Here is a 22266-nt window from a genome sequence, read left to right on the forward strand (position 1 = left end):
CCAATCCGCGCAGCGTCAATTCGTTAATTCGTCAGTTCAGTGGAATAACCCGCAGCGTACTGGCGCTGTCAGCGGATTTAGGCCGGTCTATGACGTACAGCATGTGACGCGCCGGGTCGATAGCAACGCCGCGCGCATCCTCGAAATCGTTTGCGATAACGGCAACCGATTCATCGGGGCTTATCCGGCATACCGCCGTCGAGTTGCATTTTGTATAGAGCGTGCCGTTTGAATCGATGGTCAGCAGGTCGGGTCCGTTGATCTTGATCACCGTTGTGCTCAGGCCACCGGCCTGGGCATGGTTCATCAGTCTGGACAGGCTGGTCTTGAGGATCATGTTGTCAGTCTGATCCGATATGAAAACGGCGTCGCCTTGTACGGCTATGCCGACGGGTTTCGCCAATCCGGTCAACAGGTTGTGTTCGGACGCAGTGTGGGTCGAAACATCGTAAGTGATCAGGCTGAGGCCACCCGTTGCCGGGCTATTGCCGTTCTTGACGAACCAGGTCGAGAGTATTTTTCCCGTACCTATGGAGGCAAGTCCCAGCCTTCGCCGCATTGGATCGGTGCCTGACAGGGAAGATGCAGATCCGTTTGCGCCAATGTCGAACACAGCGCCCGCTGTGCCGAACCCGAATCGTCCGACCAGTAGCGAACTGGTATCCGCGATGCTCACCTGGCTTAGTGCATTCCCTTGGTCCGCGACCACGGGAATGGCCGCAAATGGTTTGAATGTCTTGCCGTCCGCCGATGAAAGCACGCTATTGGTTTTATCGTCGGTGATGAAGATTGTGCCGTCGCCTGGACGGATCGCAATGCCATTTGCCCGTGCATCCAGGGTGACGCGTTGCGGCGCGCTTGCGACTTGGGCCGAGCTGCAACCGGATAGCGCGATGACCGCAGCGGCGGTCAAGGTGCTCGCGAACGTTAGTGCGTAGCGGGTGAGACGCTGGGGCATCATAGTTTCCTTGCCAGTGCGTGGGTCTAAGGTTGCCAATATATCGCTTTAGGCGGTCAGGGTTGGTACTGGGAGCTGCTTTCGGGATTAGCCGGCGAGCACATGCGCGAATTTGTATGTTGCCTATTGTTTGCGCACTGACTTGCCGGCCGCGACAGCAGCGTAATATTCGCGTGGATATAATGCCGGACAAGCCACCTGAAAACCGGCCCCTGGAGGATGAGAAATGAGTGATGCCTATTCCCACGCCGTCGCGCTCGAAGCCCCTGCGAAAGCCGTTATATCGCTCGAAGGGGATTTCCTGCGGCCGTTGACCGTCGATCTTGCGGAATTCAGGGAGCAACCCAACGTAGTCGCCGATCCGTTCGATCTGCGTTGTTATACGACGAACCGGTTTATCCGCAGCGTCGATACCTATCGCGGGGTGTTGCTGAAGGACCTGATCATGAAGGCCGGACTGCGGCCCGAGCCTAAGGGCGAGTTCAAGCGCACCGTGTTCATTGCGGTCGCCCATGATGGCTACGCGGTCACCTTCTCATGGCACGAGTTGTTCAATACGCCCGTGGGGGAGCGTGTCATTGTTGCGCATGAATGCGGAGGGCGCTCGCTCAGCACGGAGGACGGCGTGCCCATTCTGTTCTCCGGCGCGGATATTCTTCCCGCCCCCCGTCACGTGAAGCGGCTTGTGCGGATCGTGGCGCGGGTCTTGACGGGCTGACTTGACGTTCTGATTGCACAGTTCGATACCGGGCAAACGCTGAAGCCCGATACGGCAAGCGCCTTCTGCAGCGCTTGCCGACCGGAAACCAGAATCAGAACTTGTGACGCAAGCCAACGCGGGCAGCAACCTGATTGTTCGCGCCGGTGCCTGAGTTACCGAGGAAGCTCGAGCTCGATCCAATTTCAGCCTGCACTGGAACGTCGCGGCCATTGATCGTATTGCTGCCCAAAGCCTTCTGGTAAATCACGAGTGCGTAGACGTCGGTCCGCTTGGACAGCGCGTAGTCGAGCATGCTGCTGACCTGATGCCATCTGCCCTCGAAATGCTCGTCGAGCTTCGAGAACGTATAGCCCAAGCCTGCGCTCAAGGCGGGTGTGAACGCATACTTGCCGCCAAGTTCGTAGTTGTTCAGCTTTGAGTCGGCGCCGGTGATTGGATCGAACGTCGTATGGGTCCAGATGCCCCAGATCGTGCCCGCACCAATGGCATAACGCGCGCCCACGCCATAGGTTTCGAGGTCGCGCAGTCCACCGGTATTCACGTTCGCGATGCTCACGCTGAACGCGGGCGTCGCGCCATTGGGGAAGCGAATATTGGTGTAGGCAGTGCCGATGCTGAACGGCCCTTGCGCATAATTCACGCCGGCGCTGACCGCGCTCGACGACCCTTGCGTGGTCGTGGTGCCCGCTGTGGTGGTGGGCGAACCGGCAAACGAACCGGCCTGGTTCGAGAAGCCGTACATTGCGCCGAAGGTCAGTCCGGCGAAGTTGGCGCTGCTGAACTTGACCGCGTTGTTGATCCGGCTGGACGTCAGTTGATCCAGGTCGTTGATGTGGTACGCGTAGTTGCCAGCGGGCGTCTGGCCGCCCATCGTATAGTTGCCGCCGAGGTAGTCGGTCGAGAACGAGTACTGGCGGCCGAGCGTGACCGAGCCCAGGCCTTTCTTCGCGATACCCACATACGCCTGGCGGCCGAACAACGCGCCGCCTTGCCCGAGCGTACCGTCGCCCGAACTGAAGCCGCTCTCGAGGGTAAAGATGGCTTGCAGGCCGCTACCCAGGTCTTCCACGCCGCGCAGGCCCCAGCGGCTGCCCTGGGCTACGCCGTCGCCGTATTTGAACAGGTTGTCATGTCCCGTCGAGGTGGCGGCGTTACTGACGTAACTCACGCCGGCGTCGATCAATCCGTATAGCGTCACGCTGCTTTGTGCATGTGCAATTACCCCGAAACTGCTCAATGCAGCAGCCGCCACGATCTTCTTTTTCATCGCCATTCCTGTTTTAGTTTGAGTTGTCGCCGTTAGTGATGCACGCCATGCCCACGCGTTGCTCGAGATGAACTGAGCCTTACGATGAGCCTTGCGAAATATCGGCAGGAATATAACGATGTGTTGGTATTTAGTAAACTTGATAGTGGTTATTTGTATGGTTGACGAGACACAGGGTTGACTCCGGGCTGCGCGTGGCATATTGGTTTTGGAGCAATCCGTCTCGTGACACGCCGCGATCGGCTACACCCGCGAGCTATATCCTCGGTACCTGGCAATGACACATCCGCTCGCGACGCGCACCCAGTTGCTAGCTGCATCGTCTACTCCCGATGCCCCTGGCACCGCGTTGTTCGCCACCTTGCTTGCCGCGCACGATGACCCTTCTTTACTTGGGTTGTCGCCGGAACAATTCGCCTTGCTGGTTGACCGGCACTTTGGCGCAATGCAGCCACCCAGGGCGAGCCTGGTTATCCGCTCGGAAGAACAGGCCGCGTTCGTCAGTGCGCTTGTGGTCTTCCTGCTGAGTCATGTCCGGGCGAGTGACGCCGCCGACATGGCCGACGCGGACTGCCTCGCATCGATCATCGCCCACGCGTGCTTGCGGCCGGATCATCTATGGCGCGATCTGGGGCTAAGCGGGCGCGACGAAGTCACTGACATGCTCAGCCGGTATTTCCCAGTGCTGGTGGCGCGTAACGTCGATGGAATGCGCTGGAAAAAATTCCTCGCGCGGGAACTTGCGCTGTCGCTCGGACGGGTGCCGCAGCCGGCGCCAGGGTGTCCAGGCTGCGAAGATTTCGGTTTTTGTTTCGGTGGTGAATCTTGAACGCCCCGCTTGAACGCCCTGCGTGAGCCACCCGCTTCGACGCTGCGGCTTTCTGATGCACTGGTAATGCCGCCGATGCATGGGCCTGTCGGCCTCGTGTATGCTTTCGCGCATGGCTAAATCCGCGAAAGATCCAGCGACTCCTTCCTTATCCCGTCAGCCCGAAGTGCGTTTTCGCATGCGCATTCGGCAGGCGGACGCCGTGGCAATCGGCCCCGGGAAAATTGATTTGCTCGAGGCCGTGCATGAGCATGGTTCAATCTCGGCTGCCGCGCGCAGCCTGGGCATGTCGTACCGGCGGGCGTGGTTGCTCATCGACGAACTCAACCGTACGCTCAAGGCGCCCGCAACATCGTCGGAAACGGGCGGCTCAGCAGGCGGCGGTTGCGTGCTGACACCTGTGGGTGAAAAGATCGTGCGGCTTTATCGCGAGATTGAAGCGGAAGCGGCCAAGACCTGCGCGCCGCAGATTTCCGCGCTGACCAGGCTCATGAAGCGCTGATCGCATTGATGCTGATCGCATTGAAAGCCCCGCGCTCCGGGGCTTAGCCGTGCCGCAGGCAAAACCGTGACGCCGGCGGCGTATTGCCGGATTGACCGGATTGTGGCGACGCCCGGCCCAGCCGCGTCATCAACTCTACAAAACTTGCCACGCTCGCGGTTCTTAGCGGGTGATAGTCAACCTGATGGCGGTCGCATACACGCTTGAGCAAATTCATGGAGTCGTGGTCTATACAGTCGACCGGAAACACGACAATGTCCGCGCGCGGGAGCGCGGCGGCGAACATGCCCTTGCGGTCTTCTATGCCGCCATCGTGGACGACAAAATCGCCTCCTGCCGACTCAACCAGTTGCCTAAGCGCGGCGTTCGAACCGGGTCGGCCGCCCACATAAACCACGCGCTTGCCGCTCAGGTTGATGAGCTCATCTGCCTTTGAACCGGCTTCGCTGCCCTGAGCCACAAGCGCCTGTTCCAGTGCGTTGCATTCGGCCTGGACCACGTTGAGTATCGCAATGGTATCGTCCAGCCGCTGGCTCAAGGTCAGCGCATGGCGCTGCTCGTCGAGCGCGCGTTGCTCGGCGGTTTCCCGGCGGCTCGTGTGAATCGCAAGACGTTCGTCGCGGGCAACCAGTGCCTCGCGCAGCGCCTGGACTTCGGCCTCCAGACCTGCCTCGGATATATCTGGCCTGCGTTCGGCCTTGGCCGACAACTCGGCCACTTGCGCGCTCAGTTGGCGAAGTGACGCGTCGCGCTCCGTAGTCAATGCGTGCAGCTTGTCCTGGTGTCGCTCGATCTTGTCCTTGAGCGCCGCATTTTCTTCTTCGAGCGCAACCAGGCGGCGGATGTCAGCCCGGTTGGCAGCGGCTACCAGATGGGACAACATATGCAGGTCGCCGAACGCAGCCTGGCGCACGCTCATGATGGCTTCCGGATGCGTCATCAACGCCCAGTAAGCCGGCGGGATATCGCCGCTTTTGAGCGCGTCTTTCCAGAGCGCCAGCAGGGCTTCAGGATTTTTTGCCGCTTCGAAGCGGCGCACGGCGCCCGAGTAACGTGCATCGAGCGCCTTCTGCAGCGCCTTGGCGCCTGCGCCGCCCTCTATGGCGAGTTCCACCGCGGCGTGATGAATCTCCAGATCTGTCGCGTGTTGCCGGTCGAGATCCGTAAACTTCGGTACGAGTTTTCTAAGCTCGTTCGTGCTCAGGCATGTGCCGATAACCGAGCAATGCAAATGCGAATCCAGATCTGACAACCGCCCCCGGCGGTGCGGACTGCGAAGCTCTGCCTCGGTAGGTGCGCAGCAGGCATCCACCGTGCCGGTATGAGTGCCGGTGTGGGTGCCGGCATAGGCACCTGAAGCGCTGGTCGATTCAGTGGACGGCGTGCGGGCAAGGCGGAAGGGGGGAACGGATTGCACATTCACCTCGAATCGATCTGGATGTCAAACGGCTGAACAGACCACGGCCTTTAGCCTGCTCGATGAACGGATATCGAAATATACCATTGAATATAACGGTGCGAATCCGGACGATTGCTTCGACGAAATCAACGCAGGGTGATCCTGACGTACAGCACGCGGACGTTCAGACAGATACGCCCCTGCTCGCGCGGTCTCGGTAGTGCCGCTCAAGCACATGCTCGACGCATAAGCCGACGAAGGTGGCGTCCAGGCGTTCGAGACTTCGCGCAACCTGCTGAAGACCGGCCGTGCCGCTGCCGGGCGCGGCCAGGAATACTTGGTCCCGCTGCTGCTCAGCCGTCCGGGCGGTTTCGATGGCAAACGTCAGGTCGTCGAGGCGACCGAAATCGAGCGCGCGGGCATGATCTTCAAGGGACGACAAAAGGTCGCCGAGCGGCTGGCCGGTCGTGGATTCAAGAGATCGGGCATTACCTCGTATGTCCTCGAGCATGAGGACAAAACGGGCGACGCTTGCGCGCAGGTTCCGGAATGCATCGACCACTTCCCTGATCGCTTCCGTGCGCTCAGGATTGCGCGCCGAGTTGAGCGGCGTGATTGCGACCGACAGGTCGCGGCGCAGCGGGACGCAAGCGGGAGCACGGGGTGCTGATGCCTTTTGCCCGGACATGGGTAAATCCTCGAGATGCATGATTGGATCGGTTTCTTTGCGCCGGCAAGATGAATGATCGCGAGCTAAAGAATAGTACCGTGATATTCCATAGGATATAACGAATGCCTATTTTTTGTCTTGAGGGTTGGATGGCGCTTGGCCGGTTTTGCGGCTTTAAAGCGTTCGCAGACGGGCCGCTTTCAGGTTCAGGCGGCGGTGCGCTGGGCGAGGTGAACGGAGCCAGGACAGGCTCGTTTTTCCGGCTGGCGGATCAGGAGGGGCGGTATCGTTGAGTATCGGTCAAAAGTATCGGTCAGGAATGAAACGGCGGCGGCTGCGGACTTGTTTCAACGAGAACAAGCCGAAGCCGCCGCGGAAAAACTCGATTTAAAACGTCGGCAAAACCGGCCGGGTTTCAATCGAACGCTTGATCAACGCTTCCACCGCTAGACGTTCGTCGCCTGCCAGCGGCAAGCGCGGCGGCCGGACCGGTTCCGTGCCCAGGCCGACCATTGCCTCGGCCAGCTTGATGTTCTGCACCAGCTTCGCCGAAACGTCGAGCGCCAGCAGCGGCGCAAACCAGCGGTAGATCGTGCGGGCTTCTTCCAGGCGTCCTGCCTTGAGCAGCTTGAAGATTGCCACCGTCTCTTCAGGGAACGCGCAAACCAACCCCGCAACCCAGCCATGGGCACCCATCAGGCAGGCTTCCATCGCGAGGTTATCGACGCCACAAAAGAGTGCGTAGCGGTCACCGACCGCATTGATGAGATCCGTGAAGCGGCGTACATCGCCGGCCGATTCCTTGATCGCGACGAGCTTCTTTTCATCGGCGAGTTCGGCGAACATGTCCGGCGTCACATCAACGCCGTACGCGAGCGGGTTGTTGTAGACCATGATCGGCAAGGGACTCGCACTGGCGACCACGCGGAAGTGGTTGAGCGTTTCGCGCCGGTCCGACAAATAACGCAAACCCGGCAGCACCATATAACCGGCAGCGCCGTGCTTGACGCCGAGTTCGGCTTGGCGGCAACCGTCGAGCGTGCTGTTTTCCGCAATCGTCAGCAGCACGGGTACGCGTCCCTGTGCTGCATCGACGCCGATATCCAGCACGTCCAGCTTCTCGTCGAGCGAGAGCGTCGACGCCTCGCCAAGCGATCCGCAGACGATGATGCCGTCGACCCCGGCCGCGATCTGCGCCTCAATATTCTTCTTCGTCCAAGCGCGGTCTATGCTGAAATCTGCATTGAACTTGGTCGTGACGGCGGGCATTACGCCTTCCCAGATATGCGCCATGGCGGTTCTCCTAAAAGTAATCGGTTGAGTGCAGTCTAAGCATTGCAGAATGGCCCGTCTTGCACGTTGCACGCAACTGCGATGCCGATTTCGGCATAACCGCTATCTCCTGACCTTCGCGAGTGACGGCCTTGCCCGCAGCCAAACCAAGCCGCAGTGCGCGCATTATCCAAGAGCTTCGAGGTTCACCAAAAGAACGATATGTATGCCGAAATCGGCATCAAATCCGCTGAGCACCACCAAGACGGTTCGCGTCCGAATTTCTACGATGTCAGCATGAAAATCCTACACTTCATCGATTCCCATACGGGCGGCGAACCCACCCGTCTCGTCACGTCGGGCGGGCCGGATCTGGGCGGCGGCACACTGGCTGAGCGACTGGAAAACCTTCGCACCAAACACGACGACTGGCGCTCGGGTGTCGTCACTGAACCACGCGGCTCGGACGTGATCGTGGGGGCGCTGTTGTGCGAACCGGATGACCCCGCGTGCGCGGCGGCCATCATCTTCTTCAATAACGTCGGGTATCTCGGCATGTGCGGCCACGGCACGATCGGCCTGATCGTGTCCTTGGCTTACCTGGGGAAGATCCAGCCGGGTTCACACCGGATCCAGACGCCTGCGGGTTTTGTCGAGGCCACATTGCATCAGGATGGCCGAGTGAGCGTGCGCAACGTCCCGGCGTATCGATACCGGCAAGCGGTCAGCGTGGATGTGGACGGCTTCGGGCCACTGACGGGCGATATTGCCTGGGGCGGCAACTGGTTTTTTCTCGTAGCCGATCACGGCCAGGATCTCGTTGCATCGAATTTGACGCGACTGACGGCGTTCACCAACGCCATTCGTGAGGCATTGCAGGCGCAGGGAATTACCGGCGCGAACGCCGCAATGATCGATCACATTGAATTGTTCGCGGACTCGCCGCGTGCGGGTATCGATAGCCGGAATTTCGTAATGTGTCCCGGCAGCGCCTACGACCGTTCGCCGTGCGGTACAGGCACAAGCGCGAAAATCGCTTGTCTCGCCGCCGACAATAAACTGGCCGAAGGCGAGGTGTGGCGGCAGGAAAGCATCATTGGCAGCGTGTTCGAGGCAAGCTACCGGCGCTCGGACGAACTAGCGGGCCAAGCGGTGATCCCGACCATCACCGGACACGCGCACATCATGGCCGAAGGCCGACTCTGCTTCGACAGCACAGATCCGTTCGCCTGGGGTATCCCGGCGGCCTGAGCGAGATGTTGTTAGTCCCGGTCAGGGCAACGCGCCTGCCGTGTGTTTGACCTCTGGCGTCCTCTGGTTGCCCCAAGCCTCCCTGTCGTCAACACCAATTTTGACGGACGCTTCTCGCCTCTATAATCGGGCGCAGCGCGGGGCGCGCTCAATTTACGCGGCATGCATGGCATGGGCGGCCCCGGCTGACCCCGACGACGCCAGCGAGACGCGAATGACCATTACGACGGACCGTCCGGCGCATGCTGAACCCGAGCACGGCACCGCGCCACCCGGCTTGCACTCCACCCTGCAGGCCCCTGCGGGCGCTGCGACGCTCGAGGCCATGCTGCAGCATTTCAGGCTGCTGGAACCGGTCTTCGACGCAATGCCGGATATTGTTTTCTTCGTGAAGGACGCGCAGGCGCGTTACGCCCTCGTGAACCGTGCGCTGGCTTCGCGCTGCGGCCTGAAGGACAAGCTGGGGCTGCTCGGCAAGACGGCGGAAGAAGTCTTTCCGCAACGCTTCGGCCGCATTTATACGGCGCAGGACCAGTCGATCATCGCGCAGGGCAACCCGATGATCGACCAGCTCGAACTGCATCTCTACCCGGCGCGCCAACCGGGCTGGTGCATGACGTCCAAGCAGCCGCTCCACGATGCGCACGGCACGGTCGTTGGCCTGGCCGGCATCTCGCGCGACCTGCAGGCGGACGAAGGCACGCATCCGGCTTACAGCCGGCTCGCGGCCGTCGTCCAGCATATCCAGAGCAACTTCGTGCAGCCGCTGAACATGCCGCATCTGGCGGCGATGGCGAACATGTCGATTGCCCAGCTCGAGCGTTATTTCCACAAGGTCTTTCATCTGACACCGCGTCAGGTGTTGCTCAAGACGCGGCTCGATGCAGCGACGGCACTGCTTGTCACACACGACAAGGTAACCGACGTAGCCGCGTTATGCGGCTACACCGACCACAGCGCATTCACGCGACAGTTCAAGGCGACCGTGGGCCTGACGCCGACCGAATATCGCGCGCTGTTGCGCTCGCATCATGTCGTAACGCATCCCGCAATCCCTGCTTCCACCCATGCCGCAGCAAAGCTTTCACTGTGATATTCGCGCTGATAAGTCTGAACTTTCAAAATGGCACGCTGGGTAAAACACCAGGTAAGAAATTACCTGCCTGATTGTCAAGCACGGGTCAACCGCAGGCCAACCGCGGCCGACGCGCGCTTTCACGCAGAGCTCCAACAAGCACATTAGGGTTTGCGCAAAGCCTTGCGCAGCGGGGCTTTCGCCGTGGTTTCTCATGCAGTTTCTGCGCTCGGTCTGTTTTTTGCTGCATGCTTGCTCGACATGCAATGAGGCATACTGCGCCCCGTTGAAATTTTAATCCGCGCGACGTTCGACACCGGCGCACGCGGCAGATCACACGGTGCCGCATGGATCTCATGCCGTCGTGCCGCAAGGTCCGCAGTGGGTGAGACGCGAAAGCCGCGACATTGGCACCGGAATCCAGTTTGGGCTGTTAGACAAGATAATGATGAATGAAGTAGCGAGACTGGGACATGCCAGGATTGTGCTGATCGAAGATGACCTGGAGAGCCGCGAATCACTGCGAATGCTGCTGGAGGAGGAAGGCGCGGAAGTCGTTGCCGTGGCGGACGCCGAAGAGGGCGCCGAGACGGTCATCCGGGAGTTGCCCGACGCGGTTATCTGCGATATCGATCTGCCGATGATGGATGGTTTTTACCTGATCCAGCGCCTGCGAGACCATGAGATTCGAGGCAACCTGACGCCATCGATAGCGATCGCCCTCACAGGCCACGACGGAGACGAATACCGCTTGCGAAGCATCGGCGAAGGGTTCCAGCACTTCATGACAAAACCCGCGCATCCCGATGCGCTCGTGAAGTTGATCCAGCAGTCGCTTAGCTCACGCGCGCTGTCCTAGCGTTCCATGAGCGGCCCGTCACCAAAACACGCAGGACAAGCGAGTCCTGCGTGCTGACGGCAGTGGATGACGGTCTTATGACCGGTCGCGATTGCGCGCGCGGGTGGCGCCGGTGATCACCGCAACGCCCAGCAAGATCACGTCGACAATCAGGATGATGTGTTGCGACACATGCATGGCGACCATCGCCCATGACACGCCGCCGATCAGTATCAGCCAGCCCAACAGATAAATAACCAGGGTCATTGAATTGTCCTTTTGCGTTGTCTTGATCTGGAAAAATGGAAAAGCAGCGAACCCGCGGGGAACGGCAACCCGTGTTCGATCATGCCCGTCGCACAAAGCGGGCCTCGCCCCATGAATTCGACACTGAACCGAGGGTAACCTCGGTGTGAACACGAACGCCCGTACGCAGCCATGTTGTATTCTTGGCGCGTTTGTGCCCAGACTTCAACCCCGGATTTAAACCCCGAATTTAAACCCCCACGGCAATCTTCCATGCTTACTGTTCACCACCTCAACAACTCCCGTTCACAACGCGTGCTCTGGATGCTGGAAGAACTGGGCGTCGATTATGAAATCAAGCGTTATCAACGCGACCCCAACACCATGCTCGCGCCGCCAGAGTTGCGTGCCGTGCATCCGCTGGGGAAGTCGCCGGTCATCACGGATGACGGCCAGACGATCGCCGAGTCGGGCGCGATCATCGAGTATTTGAACGAGCGTTATGGGCAGGGGCGCTTCGCACCCCCGCACGGGACTACGCCTGAACGCCTTCGCTACAACTACTGGATGCACTACGCCGAAGGCTCTGCCATGCCGCCGCTGTTGCTCAAGCTGGTGGCGCTGCGCATTGCCAGCGCGCCCATGCCGTTTTTCGTCAAGCCTATTGCGCGTCGCATCGCTCAGACCATGCAGGACAGTTTCATCGACCCGCAATTGAAACTGCACTTCGGCTTCATAGAGAGCGAGCTGTCGAAGTCCGAATGGTTCACCGGCGACTCCTTTAGCGCCGCCGACGTCCAAATGAGCTTCCCGCTCGAAGCCGGAAGCCAGCGTGCGGGCGCGAAGACGCTTCCCCACGTAGCGGCTTTCGTGAAGCGGATTCACGAGCGGCCGGCCTATCAGCGAGCGTTGCAGCGTGGCGGAAAATACGATTTTGCGGACTGACCCGGGCTGACTCCTGAACTGACCCGGGGACAACTCCAAAATGACCGTGCGGCTTGCGTACAATGGCCGCTGGTTCCCTGGATGCCGCTTGATTTCAGGCACTTTCCGGCACTTATACGCACTTAGGCGCGAAGGCGAAGCATGGCTCGAATCGTCCCCGACGACTGGAAGAATATGGAAGCGACCGGCGCTGCCGTGCGTGAACTCGACACGCTGGCGCAGCTCGCAAAGCTCCCCGACGACTACACCGTGTATCACGGCGTTCACTGGACCCGCATTAACGAAGGTTTTTCGGTGTTCGGCGAAGCGGACTTCGTGGTGGTCGCGCCGTCGGGCCGGGTTCTGGTCATCGAACAGAAAGCGGGGTTTCTGCGTGAGACGCCCGCGGGCCTGATGAAGGTCTACATGCAGAAAGAGCGCAACGTCGCCATCCAGCTTGCACGGACGCTCGAGAACCTGCACCGCCGCTTCACGGCCGCATTCGGCGCGGGCACCTACCGGATTGAGGAGCTGCTGTATTGCCCCGACTACACGGTAAAGGACGCGTCCATTGCAGGCGTGCCCGAAGCGCGCATTGTCGATGCCAGCCGCCGGACAAAACTGCCGTCCGTCGTGCTGGATATCTTGCCGCCCAATGAGCCACGCTTCGAGGCTTCAGCGCGGATCCATCACTTTCTCTCCGACGAACTCGCTCTCACACCCGATACCAACGCGCTGGTCGGTCAGGCCGACATGCTTGTCACCCGGCTCTCGGGAGGCCTCGCCACGTGGGCGCGGCGGCTCGAATTCCAGCCGTTCAGGCTGCGCGTGATCGGTACGGCGGGCTCGGGCAAGACGCAACTGGCGGTACAGGTGATGCGCGATGCGGTGGCGAAGGGCCGCAGCGTGCTGTACGTGTGCTTCAACCGACCACTCGCCGACCACATTCGACTGGTCGCGCCGCCCGAAGCGCGCATTGCCAACTATCACCAGCTCAGCGCAAGCGTGACGCGCGATGCCGGTATCCCGCCGGATTTCAGCCAGCCGAATGTATTCGCTACGCTGGAGGAACGTTTCGCCAACGTCGAGATTGCGGAGCACTGGAAGTTCGACGTGTTGATTGTGGACGAAGGCCAGGATTTCCAGGCGCCCTGGGTGGACGCACTGGCCCGTTTGCTGAAGCCGGACGGCGCGTGGTGGTGGCTCGAAGATCCAATGCAGAACTTGTATTTCCGTGACCCCGTGCCGCTGCCCGGCTGGACCACGTTGCGCGAGACCACGAACTATCGCAGTCCGCGCGACTTGCTGGCGTACATCCGGCGGATCGTCGGACCCGACGTGCGGCTCGATGCGGGCAGTCCGTTCGACGGTTCTGAAGTCAGTCTCTCCACCTATGAAAACGGCCACCCCGACGAAGTGATCGAGGCGACCAAGCGAGCGATCACCCAGGCGCTGGCGCTCGGCTACCGCAAGCAGGACATCGCGGTGTTGTCCTTTCGCGGACGCGAAGGCTCGGTGCTGACGTCGGTCGACCAGCTCGGGCCGCATCGCTTGCGCAGCTTCACCGGAAGTTATGATTTGTTCGGGAATCCGGAGTATCGGGAAGGTGACGTGCTGCTCGAATCAATCTATCGGTTCAAGGGGCAGTCAGCGCCCTGCGTGATCCTGACCGAAGTCGATTTCGATACCTTCGACGAACAGGTCGCGCGCAAGTTCTTTGTCGGCGCGACGCGTGCCACCATGAAGTTGATCGTGGTGGCTTCGGAACGCGCTGCACTCGCCTTCAACGAACAGCATTGACCACCGCCATGACAAAGCAACCCGTCTTGAGAATGCTGGCGGCTTCGCTGCTCGCTTTGTTACCCCTTGCAGCGTGCGCGGCTCCATTGGCGCTGGACGTGCGGGGGATGATCGGGCGGACCAACGACGTGGACCATAGCATCTATCACTTCAGCGAAGCCGACCTGCTGAAGCTGCCGGTCCATACGATTACAACATCGACCACCTGGACGCCAAAATCCACCTTCTCAGGGCCGCTGCTGAGTGATGTGCTCAAGCTCGTGGATGCGCGCGCCGACGGCATCGAACTGCGTACGATCGACGACTATTCATACACGGTGAGCGCCAGGGAGGCCGAACATTACGGCGCGATTCTCGCGTACAGCATGAACGGCGTGCGCCTCACGGTCAGCAACTTTGGTCCGTTGTTCCTGATCTACCCGCGCGACGCTTACCCGTCCGAGTTGACCGGTTCGGGCGCGGAGGCGAAGTTCGTGTGGCAGATCAAAGGGATGGTCGTGAAATGATGCGTGCGCGGCTTCGCCGTTTAAAGGTCGCGATGCTGGTAGCGGCAGCCATTGCGCCGCCGCTTGGCGGCGTGGGCTACGTGCTGTATTCCGTTTTGCTGGCGAACCAGACCACGCAGCAACTCACCCTGCCGTACGACGGTTTCTACTGGGACGGTGCGCAATTCCAGATTGCGTACGGCCGCTTTGCGAACCAGATTCTGTTGTATCGCAGCGGGATCGACGCTGATACCGACGAGATCCAGCTCCGCTTCGAGGTGCTTGAATCGAAGCTCGCCATTGTCACCGCTTCTACCGCAATGCTCTCCGATAGCGGCAGCCTGCGAAACCGCCAACAGGAAATCCTGCGGCAACTGGACGCGGCGCTCGTGTCTATCGAACCGGATATTGATTCGTTGGGAAAGGAGCCCGGGCACACGCTGAAGATCATTGGTGTATTGCGGCAGAACCAGGATGCAGTCAACGAGCTGGCGAACGGACGCCGCGTGGTCGACGTGGCGGAGCGTGACTACATTGCGCATGATTTTGTTTCGAAGCGGCGTTACCTGTTCGCAGCCGGCATGCTGCTCGCGCTGCTCTCCATGGTCGCCACTGCCATGCTGCTACTCAACGGCTACCGGCGTTCGAAGCTGATTCACCAGCAACGCGCGGCGCTCGAAGCGCAGCATCAGGCAACCCGCGCTGCGCGCGAAGCATCGCAGGCGAAGGACGCGTTTCTCGGCATGATCAGCCATGAACTGCGCACGCCGTTGCATGCCATTGTGTCGTCGGTGGAACTGCTCGAACTGAACCTGCATAGTGAAAGCGATCGCAAGATCATTCAGCGGCTCGAGACTGGCGCACGCCATCTTGAAGCGCAGATGCGCGACCTTACCGACTTCGCGAGGCTCGGCGCCGGCAAGCTTGAGTTGCGGCTGACAGTATTCGATCCAATGGAACTGCTCGACTCCATTGTGGACGCGAATACCCCGGCGGCCGTGGCGAAGGGCCTGGCGTTGCGAGGGCAGTTCACGGGCGAGGCGGGTCTGGTGGAATCGGATCAGCACCGGCTGCGTCAGATCGTGACCAACCTGGTGACGAACGCGATCAAGTACACCGACTCCGGTTCAATCGATGTGCGTTTCGAACGCTCGCTCGAACGGCTTGATATCTCTGTCATTGATACAGGCCCCGGGATTGCGCGCGAACAGTTGCCGCTGATCTTCAAGGAGTTCACGCAACTCGATTCATCGAGCACGCGGCGCTTCGACGGTGCCGGCATGGGCCTCGCGGTCGTGCGCGGACTGGTCGAATTGTTGGGCGGCGTGGTCAACGTGTCGAGTGACGTCGGTCAGGGCGCCGCGTTTCGTGTGAGTTTGCCCGCCGCGCCAGTGGCGCGAATGCCCGAGCGCGAGCGTGCGCCCGCAGACTTGCCGCCATTGAAGAAAGCACGCGTGCTGGTCATAGACGATCACGATTCCATTCGCGAGTCGCTGACTGAAATGCTGGCGCACCTGGGTTATGCGAGCGTTGCAATGTCCGACGTGGATAGCGCGCTCGCTTGGCTCGAGAGCAATCAGGCCGATGTGATCCTCGCCGACCTCCACATGCCTGGCAAGGACGGGTACTCGTTCGTGAGCGAATACCGGGCAAGGCGGGCAGCGGGCGCGAGCTTGCCGGTGATCGCGGTGAGCGCCTACGCACCGGATCTGGTCGACCCTAGCGCCGCCATCCTGTTCTTTGATTACCTGCTCAAACCGGTGCGGTACGAAGTGCTGAAAAGCGCGCTGGCGCGGGCGTTATCGGCGACACGCCGGATACATTGAGTGGTTCGCGTGGCGTTGCGTGGCGTCGACGATCAGGTCCGCTGCAAGCGCTTCGACAGGTCGGCCACAAGGATCGCCATGCGCGCCGGTTTCTCGAAACATGTGACGTTGTAGCGCTGAATGATGTCGCTGATTTCCGACTCGCTTGCCTTGCCGGTCGTCAGTTCGCCCGTCAACACGAAGATAGGCGCATCCGGGTTGTCGGAGTTGCGCACGGCACGGATAGCATCGGCAGACGTATGCGCTCCGAACAGCCAGTCGATCACCACCGCGTCGAACACTTGCGTCTGCAGCGCTTGCGAAAATCCTTCCAGACCATACACAGCGACTGCTGTGAAACCGCTGCGCTCGAGATAATCGTGCAGGTTGTCGGCGGAGGTCTGATCGTCGTCCACGACCGCGATCAGCGGCTTGTCCATATCCGTGCGGCGCGGCTGAATCTCGATCTTGTGGACATCGTGAGCGGCGTGCAGCAACACGCCTTCGTGCGTTGTCACGAGCCAGCGGCCGTTCATGTTTTGCGCAATGAAATCCGGGCGGCTGCCCGGTTCGAGTGCTTCGCCAACCCACGCAACACACGGAATTTCGACAGCGCCAAGCATAAGGACGGCATCCTGGGCGGTGCCTTCGGTGTCGTCTACGTCGGCGTTCTTCGCATCGAAGAGCTGCAAGGCAGGTTCGCCGAATGCGTCGGCCACGCGGCGGATCTGTGCGAGCGTCCACGGGCTGTTGCCGCGTAGCTTTCGATGTCCTTGCGAGAAACTGAGGTCGAGGATGCGGCAAAGCTCGGCTGTCTGCTGGCGCTTGCCAATGCCGTGGCGATTCATCAGGTCGCGTACGCGCTGGGCGACGGCGAGGGAATCGGAGGATGAGGTTTCAGTGACCATGCTGCCTGTGGACCAGTTAAAGCGCGTGGCGGGTTTGAATACGGTGACGCGGACGGGATGAATCGGGGGGTATTGTAGGCGCAAGAGAGGGCTAGTTCGAAAAACTCTTGCGAAGATAAACGCCTGCTTTGTAAGGGCCAGGGAGGTTGTTACCGGTTGCGAACACATAAGCCCATTCGAACCGCTAATCGGGTCATGCCTGGCAAACGTTCTCGTGCATCAGATAGCCACATGTAGCCGCCCGAAGCAATCTAAAACGGTCGATCCAGGCACTCGGGCTGTTTTACCGCCCGCGTAAATCATCGTTCGATGAGATGCGCTCTCTGGACTCCAACCGTCCTCCGCTACTCGCACCACTTCGGCCGTGCGACGCCAGAAACGTGGTTGTCGCGATGGGTCAGGTAAGCGAGTGCACAGCAAAAACGCGTTTCGAATTCTTACCAGATTCCAGAAGTATTTCTCCAGCGTAGAGGGAATTATTCGTACGATCGTTCGCATAGAATCTTCTCCAGATCCACTGACAGGATCGGATAAAACGGAGGAGACATGAGCATGCAGAAACGAGCATTGGGCCTGACGAACGTGGTGAACGTGATGGCCGCGTTGTTGATCAGTACGGCTGCTCATGCACAGAGCGCAGGCGACATCGTGGCGAACCTCGGCTGGTTTCATCTGGCGCCGCAGGATTCGAGCAAGCCGCTGACGGTCAATGCCCTCGGCACGAGCACGACCGAAACCGGTACGGGAGCATCGGTCGACAACGCGGACACGTTCGGCCTGACAGCGACGTATTTCATTACCGATCACATCGCCGCCACCGCCGTGCTCGGCGTACCGCCCAAGTTCGATCTGTCCGGAAGCGGATCGCTTTCGTCACTCGGGCAGATCGGGACGGCTTATGAATGGAGTCCGACCCTGCTGCTGAAGTATTACTTCAACGACGCGCAGAGCAAGCTTCGGCCTTATCTTGGCGCCGGTGGTTCGTATGTCTGGTATAGCGGTGTGAAGTTGAGTTCGGCCATGTCGAGCGGCAGTTTCCTGTATTCCCCAAGCTATGGGACGGCACTTGAAGGGCCGACTACAGTCAAGCTGAGCAGTTCGTTTGCGCCGGTTATCAACGCGGGGCTTTCCTATAACATCAACAAGCATTGGTCGGTCGATGCGTCGCTTTCTTATATGTGGCTTTCAACGCGTGCCACGCTGACAACCCAGTCGCAACTGGGCACCGTGACCAGCAGTACCAAGATCAAACTCAATCCGATCATCTCGTTTGTTTCTATCGGGTATCGGTTCTGATCGGGTGTTTCTGATCGGGTTTACGCCGGTTTGCTTCATAGCTTCTTCGCCTCAACCGGGGTTGCCGGCCGTGACCGGATCGAGCCAGAGTTCCTTGCGCTCGACCGGCACCCACGGCGGAAGAAACGGATTGTTCAACTCGATCACGACACGCCGTTCCAGATGCAGGCCGGCAACGGCCTGCCCAAAATTTTTCTGGAAGAGCGCGTCAAAACTCCCATCCTTGCGCATTGCCTTGAGCCCGTCCTTGATTCGCTGGGCGATCAGCGGATCAGACTTGGTGACGTAAAAGAATTGCGCATAGGGATAGCGGATCAGCAGATGGGTATCTATCGCCATGTCGGGGTACAGCGTCCGAAACGAAATGAGCTCAGGCGTGATCTCAAGCGCGCCGCGCGGGAACAGGTCGAAACGGCGGTGAACCAGCATCGGGAACAGCTGATCGTAGTGGCTTGCCGTGACCAGGGGGATGCGGTTGAACCGGTACACCGGCACGTCGCCCCAGTCCTGACCCTGCCCGACGTTCAGGAGACGAAGGCCCTGGATGTCGTTGACTTCATTGATGCGCGTTTGTTGATCGCGCCGGATCAGTGCGACGCGATAACCAAGAAGCCCTTTGTCGATAGGAATGGCAATCGGAATGGTCTGCGCGTTGAGGTCCGGGTGACCGGGATCGCTCGCAATCACATTGATCAGGCGACCGGATATGACCTCCTCGATCTCGCGCTGCGTTGACATGGGCTCGGAGTATGCATCGATAACGTAGGGGCCGTACATGGGTATTGTGTGGTCCAGCGCTGCGATCAGAAAATCCCAGCGCCTTTCCCGAACGACTTCGTCGCGCACGCGAAGGATGCGAATGTGCATGGGTGCGGCCGGCGCGGCAAGCCCTGGATTGCTGGCTTGGGCGCGGGCAATGCCGGTCACTGACAGGCTGCCCGCGAGGCTGGCCACGCCCGTTATCAAGACGGCCCAGGCCAGCGCGCGAATGCCGGCTGTCCAATTGCTTCGCATGTGCCTTCCCCTGAGGACCTCCAACCGGGTTGAAGCGCTACGCGCTCCTGTGTTACGGGACTGCGATCCATATGGCGTGTGCGAGAGGACGCCGCAAGGGACGGCCTCAAGCGCGCGGTCAGCAGACGGACAGTGCGCCGTGACAGACAGATTGCGCTGGTCGACAAATCCAGGACACGCCTTGAAGCGTCGCCGCTTAATGCCCAATTGCGCGGGGCGCTGACGTGTCACGGGCACGAAGCCGCGAGAACCTTCTTACAGGGGTTCATACGTCATTACCCGCAGACAATTCTTCCGAATCCAACGCACGTTGCCCCTGATTCATCGAATTATGCCGGTAGCCGGCTTCGCACTATCTCATCACTAATCAGCGTTCCACGGGCACATACTACTTCCCGCTTCGTCTTAGGAGCACTATGCTTTCAACGGCAAAGAGATATGAACATTCGACACACAATAAACGTTTAACTCTGACTTGGAGGAAGGCTAGTGGAACTCGAATCCCGCACTTTGGGACGCGTGACGAAGCGACTTGTCCCGTTCCTGATCCTCTGTTATTTCATAGCGTACCTGGACCGCGTCAACGTGGGTTTCGCCGCGTTGCAGATGAATAAAGACCTCGGGTTTTCCTCAAGCGCCTTCGGCTTCGGCGCGGGGATTTTCTTCATCGCTTATTTCTTTTTCGAGGTTCCGTCGAACTTGCTGCTGGAGAAGTTCGGTGCGCGCCGATGGATTGCCAGAATCATGTTCACCTGGGGCATCCTGGCCGGGGCCATGGCGTTCATCCCCCAGATCTCGCGGTTGACGGGACTCTCGGCGGCACATGTGTTCTACACGTTGCGTGTGTTGCTCGGGATTGCTGAAGCGGGATTTTTCCCGGGTATTATCTTCTTTCTGACGCTGTGGTTTCCGGCGACGTACCGGGCGCGTGTGGTTGGCTCCTTCATGGTGGCCATTCCGCTGTCCACCGTCATAGGCGCCCCTATTTCCGGAGCGCTGCTCAACCTCGATAAACTTGCGAGCCTCGCGGGCTGGCAGTGGGTCTATCTGATTGAAGCGTTGCCGGCCCTGTTTTTGTCTTTCGTTGTCCTGTTTTATCTCACCGACAAACCGGCGGACGCAACCTGGCTTGCACCCGAGGAGCGTGACTGGCTCGTGGCCCGGCAAGCTCAGGAACGCGCGCAGCGTGAGGCCGTGCGTTCCTTCAGCGTGCGCGAAGCCTTGTTCAATCCGCGGGTTCTTGCCGTCGCGCTCATCTACTTCGGTGCGAACGCGACCAACTACGGCCTGAGCTTCTTCCTGCCGCAGATTGTCAAAGGATTTGGCCTTGGCAATGTTCAGACGGGCCTTGTGACGTCGCTGCCGTACATTGTCGGCGCGTTCAGCATGATCCTTTGGGGACGCCGCTCCGACCGCAAGCTCGAGCGCAAGTGGCATGTGGCGATCCCGCTGCTGGTGGCTGCCGGTGGAATTGCGGCATCGACGGCACTTGACGATCCTGTGCTGAAAATGATTGCCCTGTCCATTGCCGGCTTTGGCATATTCGGTTGCCTGCCGGTGATCTGGACGCTGCCCGCCGCGTTTCTTTCGGGTGCGGCTGCAGCGGGCGGCATTGCCGCGGTGAACTCGCTGGGTAATCTGGCTGGGTTCTTCGGACCCTACGCGATGGGGTGGATCAAGGACAGTACCGGTAGTTTTGCTGCTGGCTTGCTCTGTCTGTCCGGGGCCGGGCTGGTCGGCGTGGCAGCGGTTCTTCTGCTTCGTCACGATAGCGCCTTGGAAAACGCGCCTGGGCCTATTGTTGAAGAAAGCTCGGGGCGCGCTTGAGGGCTTGCCTTAAGGGTTTGCCTTAGTAGCTTGCCTTAAGGGCTCGAGCCGGACTTAGTTTGTGCCGCGAGAGGGGCCACGAAAGCGGGCTCCTTACGCACTCACTCAGGGGGCTGCCTTGTCGGCGGCCGTCCTGGTCATTCCTCGTCCCCTCATCGCATTTATGTCCGTGTAAGGATTTCCTGACAGGGAATTCAGCATACGTCCCTGCCTATTTTCCGCGTTTCCTGACTGTGTAATGCCTTTCAGCCGCCTAGACTCTGAAGCATCAAATTGGGTCTTAGCGGCTATCCACCATGATTCCGTATCTGTCCGAGCGCGAAAATGCGGTGGAGCATATCCACACTATCTGCTTGCGCTTGTTCGATTCATGGTGCGAGAACAGGAATGTCATTCCGCTCGCGTACTTGATGCATTGCTGGCCTCTGATCAATAGCGGTCCCATATCGATCAGGCGTCTTGCGGACACCATGTGGGAGCTGCGCAAATTCCACGCGGAAACGCTTGATGTAGACGAATCGGGTGTGCTGTGCGATCTGGCCGATTGCATCGACGAGATTTTGGGGAACTCGTTCGGCCCGGTCAGTATCGCCGCAAACGGCTAGGATCGAGGGAGGGGTTTTTGCTGGCGCGGTTGGAGTTAGGGTTGGGGCGTTCGGCGGTAGCGGTCGGAGTCAGTGCCAGGTTCTTAGGTTCGTGGTCGGAGTCAATGCCGGGTTGCTGCTTTCAGCGGTAGTGGTCTGCGTAAGTCGGATATTCTCTTTATCACTATTAGCCACTGTGCGTGGCGGCACGTCATTTCTTTGTCCAAAGCGACAAAGAAACGAAGCAAAGAAAACGCTTTCAGAACGAGGGCTCATAAGCGTCCACAGCGTGCAGTTCTGATACATGGGTACCCCAAAAGCACGGTGCTCGCCAGAGCGAAGGATGTGTGAACCCCTCCTTCTCGCGAATCCTGACACGAACACGCTTCGCCCCCAACACTCTCGGGCAAGCACCATTGCCAAGGAACCCGCGCGGCATCACGCGTATCTGTTACTACGGTTCTTAGCGGGTTAGCTGCTTGGTTAGTGTGGTTGGCACGGTTACATTCGTTGATTACGGCTTCATGCATTTCTGCGGTCTCATTCGGAGGCGGGTTGGCGTCATGGTTCGTTATACTTACTTATTTGGTGGATG

The 22266-nt window shown here is 59.7% G+C and carries 22 protein-coding genes; 14 read left to right on the plus strand and 8 right to left on the minus strand.

Translation table 11 applies throughout. The features are described 5' to 3' along the window. Window positions 1–31: 31 nt before the first annotated feature. Window positions 32–958 (minus strand): hypothetical protein, encoded by a 927-nt coding sequence (locus tag SBC1_RS29180; RefSeq protein ID WP_165104876.1) that lies wholly within the window; start codon window positions 956–958, stop codon window positions 32–34. Between the two features lie 226 nt (window positions 959–1184). Between SBC1_RS29180 and SBC1_RS29185 the strand changes: the two genes are divergently transcribed. Beyond that, entirely contained in the window at window positions 1185–1676 is a 492-nt protein-coding gene (locus SBC1_RS29185; RefSeq protein ID WP_165103069.1) for a molybdopterin-dependent oxidoreductase, read from the plus strand. A 94-nt stretch (window positions 1677–1770) separates the two neighbouring features. On the opposite strand, the gene SBC1_RS29190 is transcribed toward SBC1_RS29185, so the two are convergent. Then, window positions 1771–2946, minus strand: coding sequence for a porin (locus SBC1_RS29190; protein ID WP_165103073.1), 1176 nt, complete (start codon window positions 2944–2946; stop codon window positions 1771–1773). A gap of 277 nt (window positions 2947–3223) precedes the next feature. On the opposite strand from SBC1_RS29190, the gene SBC1_RS29195 reads away from it, so the two are divergent. Beyond that, on the plus strand, window positions 3224–3775 hold the full coding sequence (locus tag SBC1_RS29195) for a nitrogen fixation protein NifQ (RefSeq protein WP_165103076.1): 552 nt from the start codon (window positions 3224–3226) through the stop codon (window positions 3773–3775). Window positions 3776–3875: 100 nt separating this feature from the next. Then, on the plus strand, window positions 3876–4277 hold the full coding sequence (locus SBC1_RS29200; RefSeq protein ID WP_165103079.1) for a winged helix-turn-helix domain-containing protein: 402 nt from the start codon (window positions 3876–3878) through the stop codon (window positions 4275–4277). 43 nt (window positions 4278–4320) lie between these two features. Here the strand turns inward: SBC1_RS29200 and SBC1_RS29205 are convergent, their stop codons facing one another. Together SBC1_RS29205 and SBC1_RS29210 are read right to left on the minus strand one after the other, a co-directional pair. Continuing rightward, window positions 4321–5694 (minus strand): DUF2325 domain-containing protein, encoded by a 1374-nt coding sequence (locus tag SBC1_RS29205; protein WP_165103082.1) that lies wholly within the window; start codon window positions 5692–5694, stop codon window positions 4321–4323. A gap of 166 nt (window positions 5695–5860) precedes the next feature. After that, window positions 5861–6364: a hypothetical protein gene (locus SBC1_RS29210; RefSeq protein ID WP_165103085.1), complete on the minus strand. Its 504-nt coding sequence runs from the start codon at window positions 6362–6364 to the stop codon at window positions 5861–5863. Window positions 6365–6468: 104 nt separating this feature from the next. On the opposite strand from SBC1_RS29210, the gene SBC1_RS29215 reads away from it, so the two are divergent. Beyond that, window positions 6469–6639: a hypothetical protein gene (locus SBC1_RS29215; protein WP_165103089.1), complete on the plus strand. Its 171-nt coding sequence runs from the start codon at window positions 6469–6471 to the stop codon at window positions 6637–6639. Between the two features lie 94 nt (window positions 6640–6733). On the opposite strand, the gene SBC1_RS29220 is transcribed toward SBC1_RS29215, so the two are convergent. Beyond that, window positions 6734–7639: a dihydrodipicolinate synthase family protein gene (locus SBC1_RS29220; RefSeq protein ID WP_165103092.1), complete on the minus strand. Its 906-nt coding sequence runs from the start codon at window positions 7637–7639 to the stop codon at window positions 6734–6736. Window positions 7640–7915: 276 nt separating this feature from the next. On the opposite strand from SBC1_RS29220, the gene SBC1_RS29225 reads away from it, so the two are divergent. The 3 genes from SBC1_RS29225 (at window position 7916) to SBC1_RS29235 (ending at window position 10803) form a co-directional block, all read left to right on the plus strand. Next, window positions 7916–8869 (plus strand): 4-hydroxyproline epimerase, encoded by a 954-nt coding sequence (locus SBC1_RS29225; protein ID WP_165103095.1) that lies wholly within the window; start codon window positions 7916–7918, stop codon window positions 8867–8869. Between the two features lie 325 nt (window positions 8870–9194). After that, window positions 9195–9962 carry an AraC family transcriptional regulator gene (locus SBC1_RS29230; RefSeq protein ID WP_241202403.1) on the plus strand — a complete coding sequence of 256 codons (768 nt, stop codon included), beginning with the start codon at window positions 9195–9197 and terminating at the stop codon, window positions 9960–9962. Window positions 9963–10389: 427 nt separating this feature from the next. Beyond that, window positions 10390–10803, plus strand: a complete 414-nt coding sequence (locus tag SBC1_RS29235; protein ID WP_241202359.1) for a response regulator — start codon at window positions 10390–10392, stop codon at window positions 10801–10803. A gap of 75 nt (window positions 10804–10878) precedes the next feature. Here SBC1_RS29235 and SBC1_RS29240 read toward each other — a convergent pair whose 3' ends face one another. Continuing rightward, window positions 10879–11049 carry a hypothetical protein gene (locus SBC1_RS29240; protein WP_165103101.1) on the minus strand — a complete coding sequence of 57 codons (171 nt, stop codon included), beginning with the start codon at window positions 11047–11049 and terminating at the stop codon, window positions 10879–10881. Between the two features lie 252 nt (window positions 11050–11301). On the opposite strand from SBC1_RS29240, the gene SBC1_RS29245 reads away from it, so the two are divergent. The 4 genes from SBC1_RS29245 to SBC1_RS29260 all read left to right on the plus strand — a co-directional run bounded on the left by SBC1_RS29245 (window position 11302) and on the right by SBC1_RS29260 (window position 16063). After that, the gene (locus tag SBC1_RS29245; protein WP_165103106.1) at window positions 11302–11973 is read left to right on the plus strand and encodes a glutathione S-transferase family protein; all 672 of its coding nucleotides are present in this window, start codon (window positions 11302–11304) and stop codon (window positions 11971–11973) included. Window positions 11974–12114: 141 nt separating this feature from the next. Further along, entirely contained in the window at window positions 12115–13752 is a 1638-nt protein-coding gene (locus tag SBC1_RS29250) for an ATP-binding domain-containing protein (RefSeq protein ID WP_165103109.1), read from the plus strand. An 8-nt stretch (window positions 13753–13760) separates the two neighbouring features. Then, on the plus strand, window positions 13761–14258 hold the full coding sequence (locus SBC1_RS29255) for a molybdopterin-dependent oxidoreductase (protein ID WP_165103112.1): 498 nt from the start codon (window positions 13761–13763) through the stop codon (window positions 14256–14258). Next, window positions 14255–16063 (plus strand): ATP-binding protein, encoded by a 1809-nt coding sequence (locus SBC1_RS29260; protein ID WP_165104878.1) that lies wholly within the window; start codon window positions 14255–14257, stop codon window positions 16061–16063. The genes SBC1_RS29255 and SBC1_RS29260 overlap by 4 nt, the downstream gene beginning before the upstream one ends. A gap of 32 nt (window positions 16064–16095) precedes the next feature. On the opposite strand, the gene SBC1_RS29265 is transcribed toward SBC1_RS29260, so the two are convergent. After that, window positions 16096–16950: a helix-turn-helix domain-containing protein gene (locus SBC1_RS29265; RefSeq protein ID WP_165103115.1), complete on the minus strand. Its 855-nt coding sequence runs from the start codon at window positions 16948–16950 to the stop codon at window positions 16096–16098. A 594-nt stretch (window positions 16951–17544) separates the two neighbouring features. On the opposite strand from SBC1_RS29265, the gene SBC1_RS29270 reads away from it, so the two are divergent. Further along, window positions 17545–18246, plus strand: a complete 702-nt coding sequence (locus SBC1_RS29270; protein WP_370469709.1) for an OmpW family protein — start codon at window positions 17545–17547, stop codon at window positions 18244–18246. A gap of 51 nt (window positions 18247–18297) precedes the next feature. Here SBC1_RS29270 and SBC1_RS29275 read toward each other — a convergent pair whose 3' ends face one another. Next, entirely contained in the window at window positions 18298–19260 is a 963-nt protein-coding gene (locus SBC1_RS29275) for an amino acid ABC transporter substrate-binding protein (RefSeq protein ID WP_165103121.1), read from the minus strand. A gap of 489 nt (window positions 19261–19749) precedes the next feature. On the opposite strand from SBC1_RS29275, the gene SBC1_RS29280 reads away from it, so the two are divergent. Next, window positions 19750–21087 carry an MFS transporter gene (locus SBC1_RS29280; RefSeq protein ID WP_165103124.1) on the plus strand — a complete coding sequence of 446 codons (1338 nt, stop codon included), beginning with the start codon at window positions 19750–19752 and terminating at the stop codon, window positions 21085–21087. Between the two features lie 296 nt (window positions 21088–21383). Continuing rightward, window positions 21384–21692 carry a hypothetical protein gene (locus SBC1_RS29285; RefSeq protein WP_165103127.1) on the plus strand — a complete coding sequence of 103 codons (309 nt, stop codon included), beginning with the start codon at window positions 21384–21386 and terminating at the stop codon, window positions 21690–21692. The last annotated feature ends 574 nt before the right edge of the window (window positions 21693–22266 follow it).

Origin of the sequence: Caballeronia sp. SBC1 (assembly GCF_011493005.1) — a bacterium.
Taxonomy (GTDB): domain Bacteria; phylum Pseudomonadota; class Gammaproteobacteria; order Burkholderiales; family Burkholderiaceae; genus Caballeronia.

Bases quoted from the DNA above. Each gene is read 5' to 3' on its own strand.
- SBC1_RS29180 (WP_165104876.1), bottom strand. From the start codon at position 958: ATGCCCCAGCGTCTCACCCGCTACGCACTAACGTTCGCGAGCACCTTG.
- SBC1_RS29265 (WP_165103115.1), bottom strand. From the start codon at position 16,950: ATGGTCACTGAAACCTCATCCTCCGATTCCCTCGCCGTCGCCCAGCGC.
- SBC1_RS29235 (WP_241202359.1), top strand. From the start codon at position 10,390: ATGATGAATGAAGTAGCGAGACTGGGACATGCCAGGATTGTGCTGATC.
- SBC1_RS29240 (WP_165103101.1), bottom strand. From the start codon at position 11,049: ATGACCCTGGTTATTTATCTGTTGGGCTGGCTGATACTGATCGGCGGC.
- SBC1_RS29260 (WP_165104878.1), top strand. From the start codon at position 14,255: ATGATGCGTGCGCGGCTTCGCCGTTTAAAGGTCGCGATGCTGGTAGCG.
- SBC1_RS29200 (WP_165103079.1), top strand. From the start codon at position 3,876: ATGCTTTCGCGCATGGCTAAATCCGCGAAAGATCCAGCGACTCCTTCC.
- SBC1_RS29190 (WP_165103073.1), bottom strand. From the start codon at position 2,946: ATGAAAAAGAAGATCGTGGCGGCTGCTGCATTGAGCAGTTTCGGGGTA.
- SBC1_RS29210 (WP_165103085.1), bottom strand. From the start codon at position 6,364: ATGTCCGGGCAAAAGGCATCAGCACCCCGTGCTCCCGCTTGCGTCCCG.
- SBC1_RS29220 (WP_165103092.1), bottom strand. From the start codon at position 7,639: ATGGCGCATATCTGGGAAGGCGTAATGCCCGCCGTCACGACCAAGTTC.
- SBC1_RS29245 (WP_165103106.1), top strand. From the start codon at position 11,302: ATGCTTACTGTTCACCACCTCAACAACTCCCGTTCACAACGCGTGCTC.
- SBC1_RS29225 (WP_165103095.1), top strand. From the start codon at position 7,916: ATGAAAATCCTACACTTCATCGATTCCCATACGGGCGGCGAACCCACC.
- SBC1_RS29195 (WP_165103076.1), top strand. From the start codon at position 3,224: ATGACACATCCGCTCGCGACGCGCACCCAGTTGCTAGCTGCATCGTCT.
- SBC1_RS29285 (WP_165103127.1), top strand. From the start codon at position 21,384: ATGATTCCGTATCTGTCCGAGCGCGAAAATGCGGTGGAGCATATCCAC.
- SBC1_RS29185 (WP_165103069.1), top strand. From the start codon at position 1,185: ATGAGTGATGCCTATTCCCACGCCGTCGCGCTCGAAGCCCCTGCGAAA.
- SBC1_RS29230 (WP_241202403.1), top strand. From the start codon at position 9,195: ATGCTGCAGCATTTCAGGCTGCTGGAACCGGTCTTCGACGCAATGCCG.
- SBC1_RS29275 (WP_165103121.1), bottom strand. From the start codon at position 19,260: ATGCGAAGCAATTGGACAGCCGGCATTCGCGCGCTGGCCTGGGCCGTC.
- SBC1_RS29250 (WP_165103109.1), top strand. From the start codon at position 12,115: ATGGCTCGAATCGTCCCCGACGACTGGAAGAATATGGAAGCGACCGGC.
- SBC1_RS29270 (WP_370469709.1), top strand. From the start codon at position 17,545: ATGGCCGCGTTGTTGATCAGTACGGCTGCTCATGCACAGAGCGCAGGC.
- SBC1_RS29255 (WP_165103112.1), top strand. From the start codon at position 13,761: ATGACAAAGCAACCCGTCTTGAGAATGCTGGCGGCTTCGCTGCTCGCT.
- SBC1_RS29215 (WP_165103089.1), top strand. From the start codon at position 6,469: ATGCCTATTTTTTGTCTTGAGGGTTGGATGGCGCTTGGCCGGTTTTGC.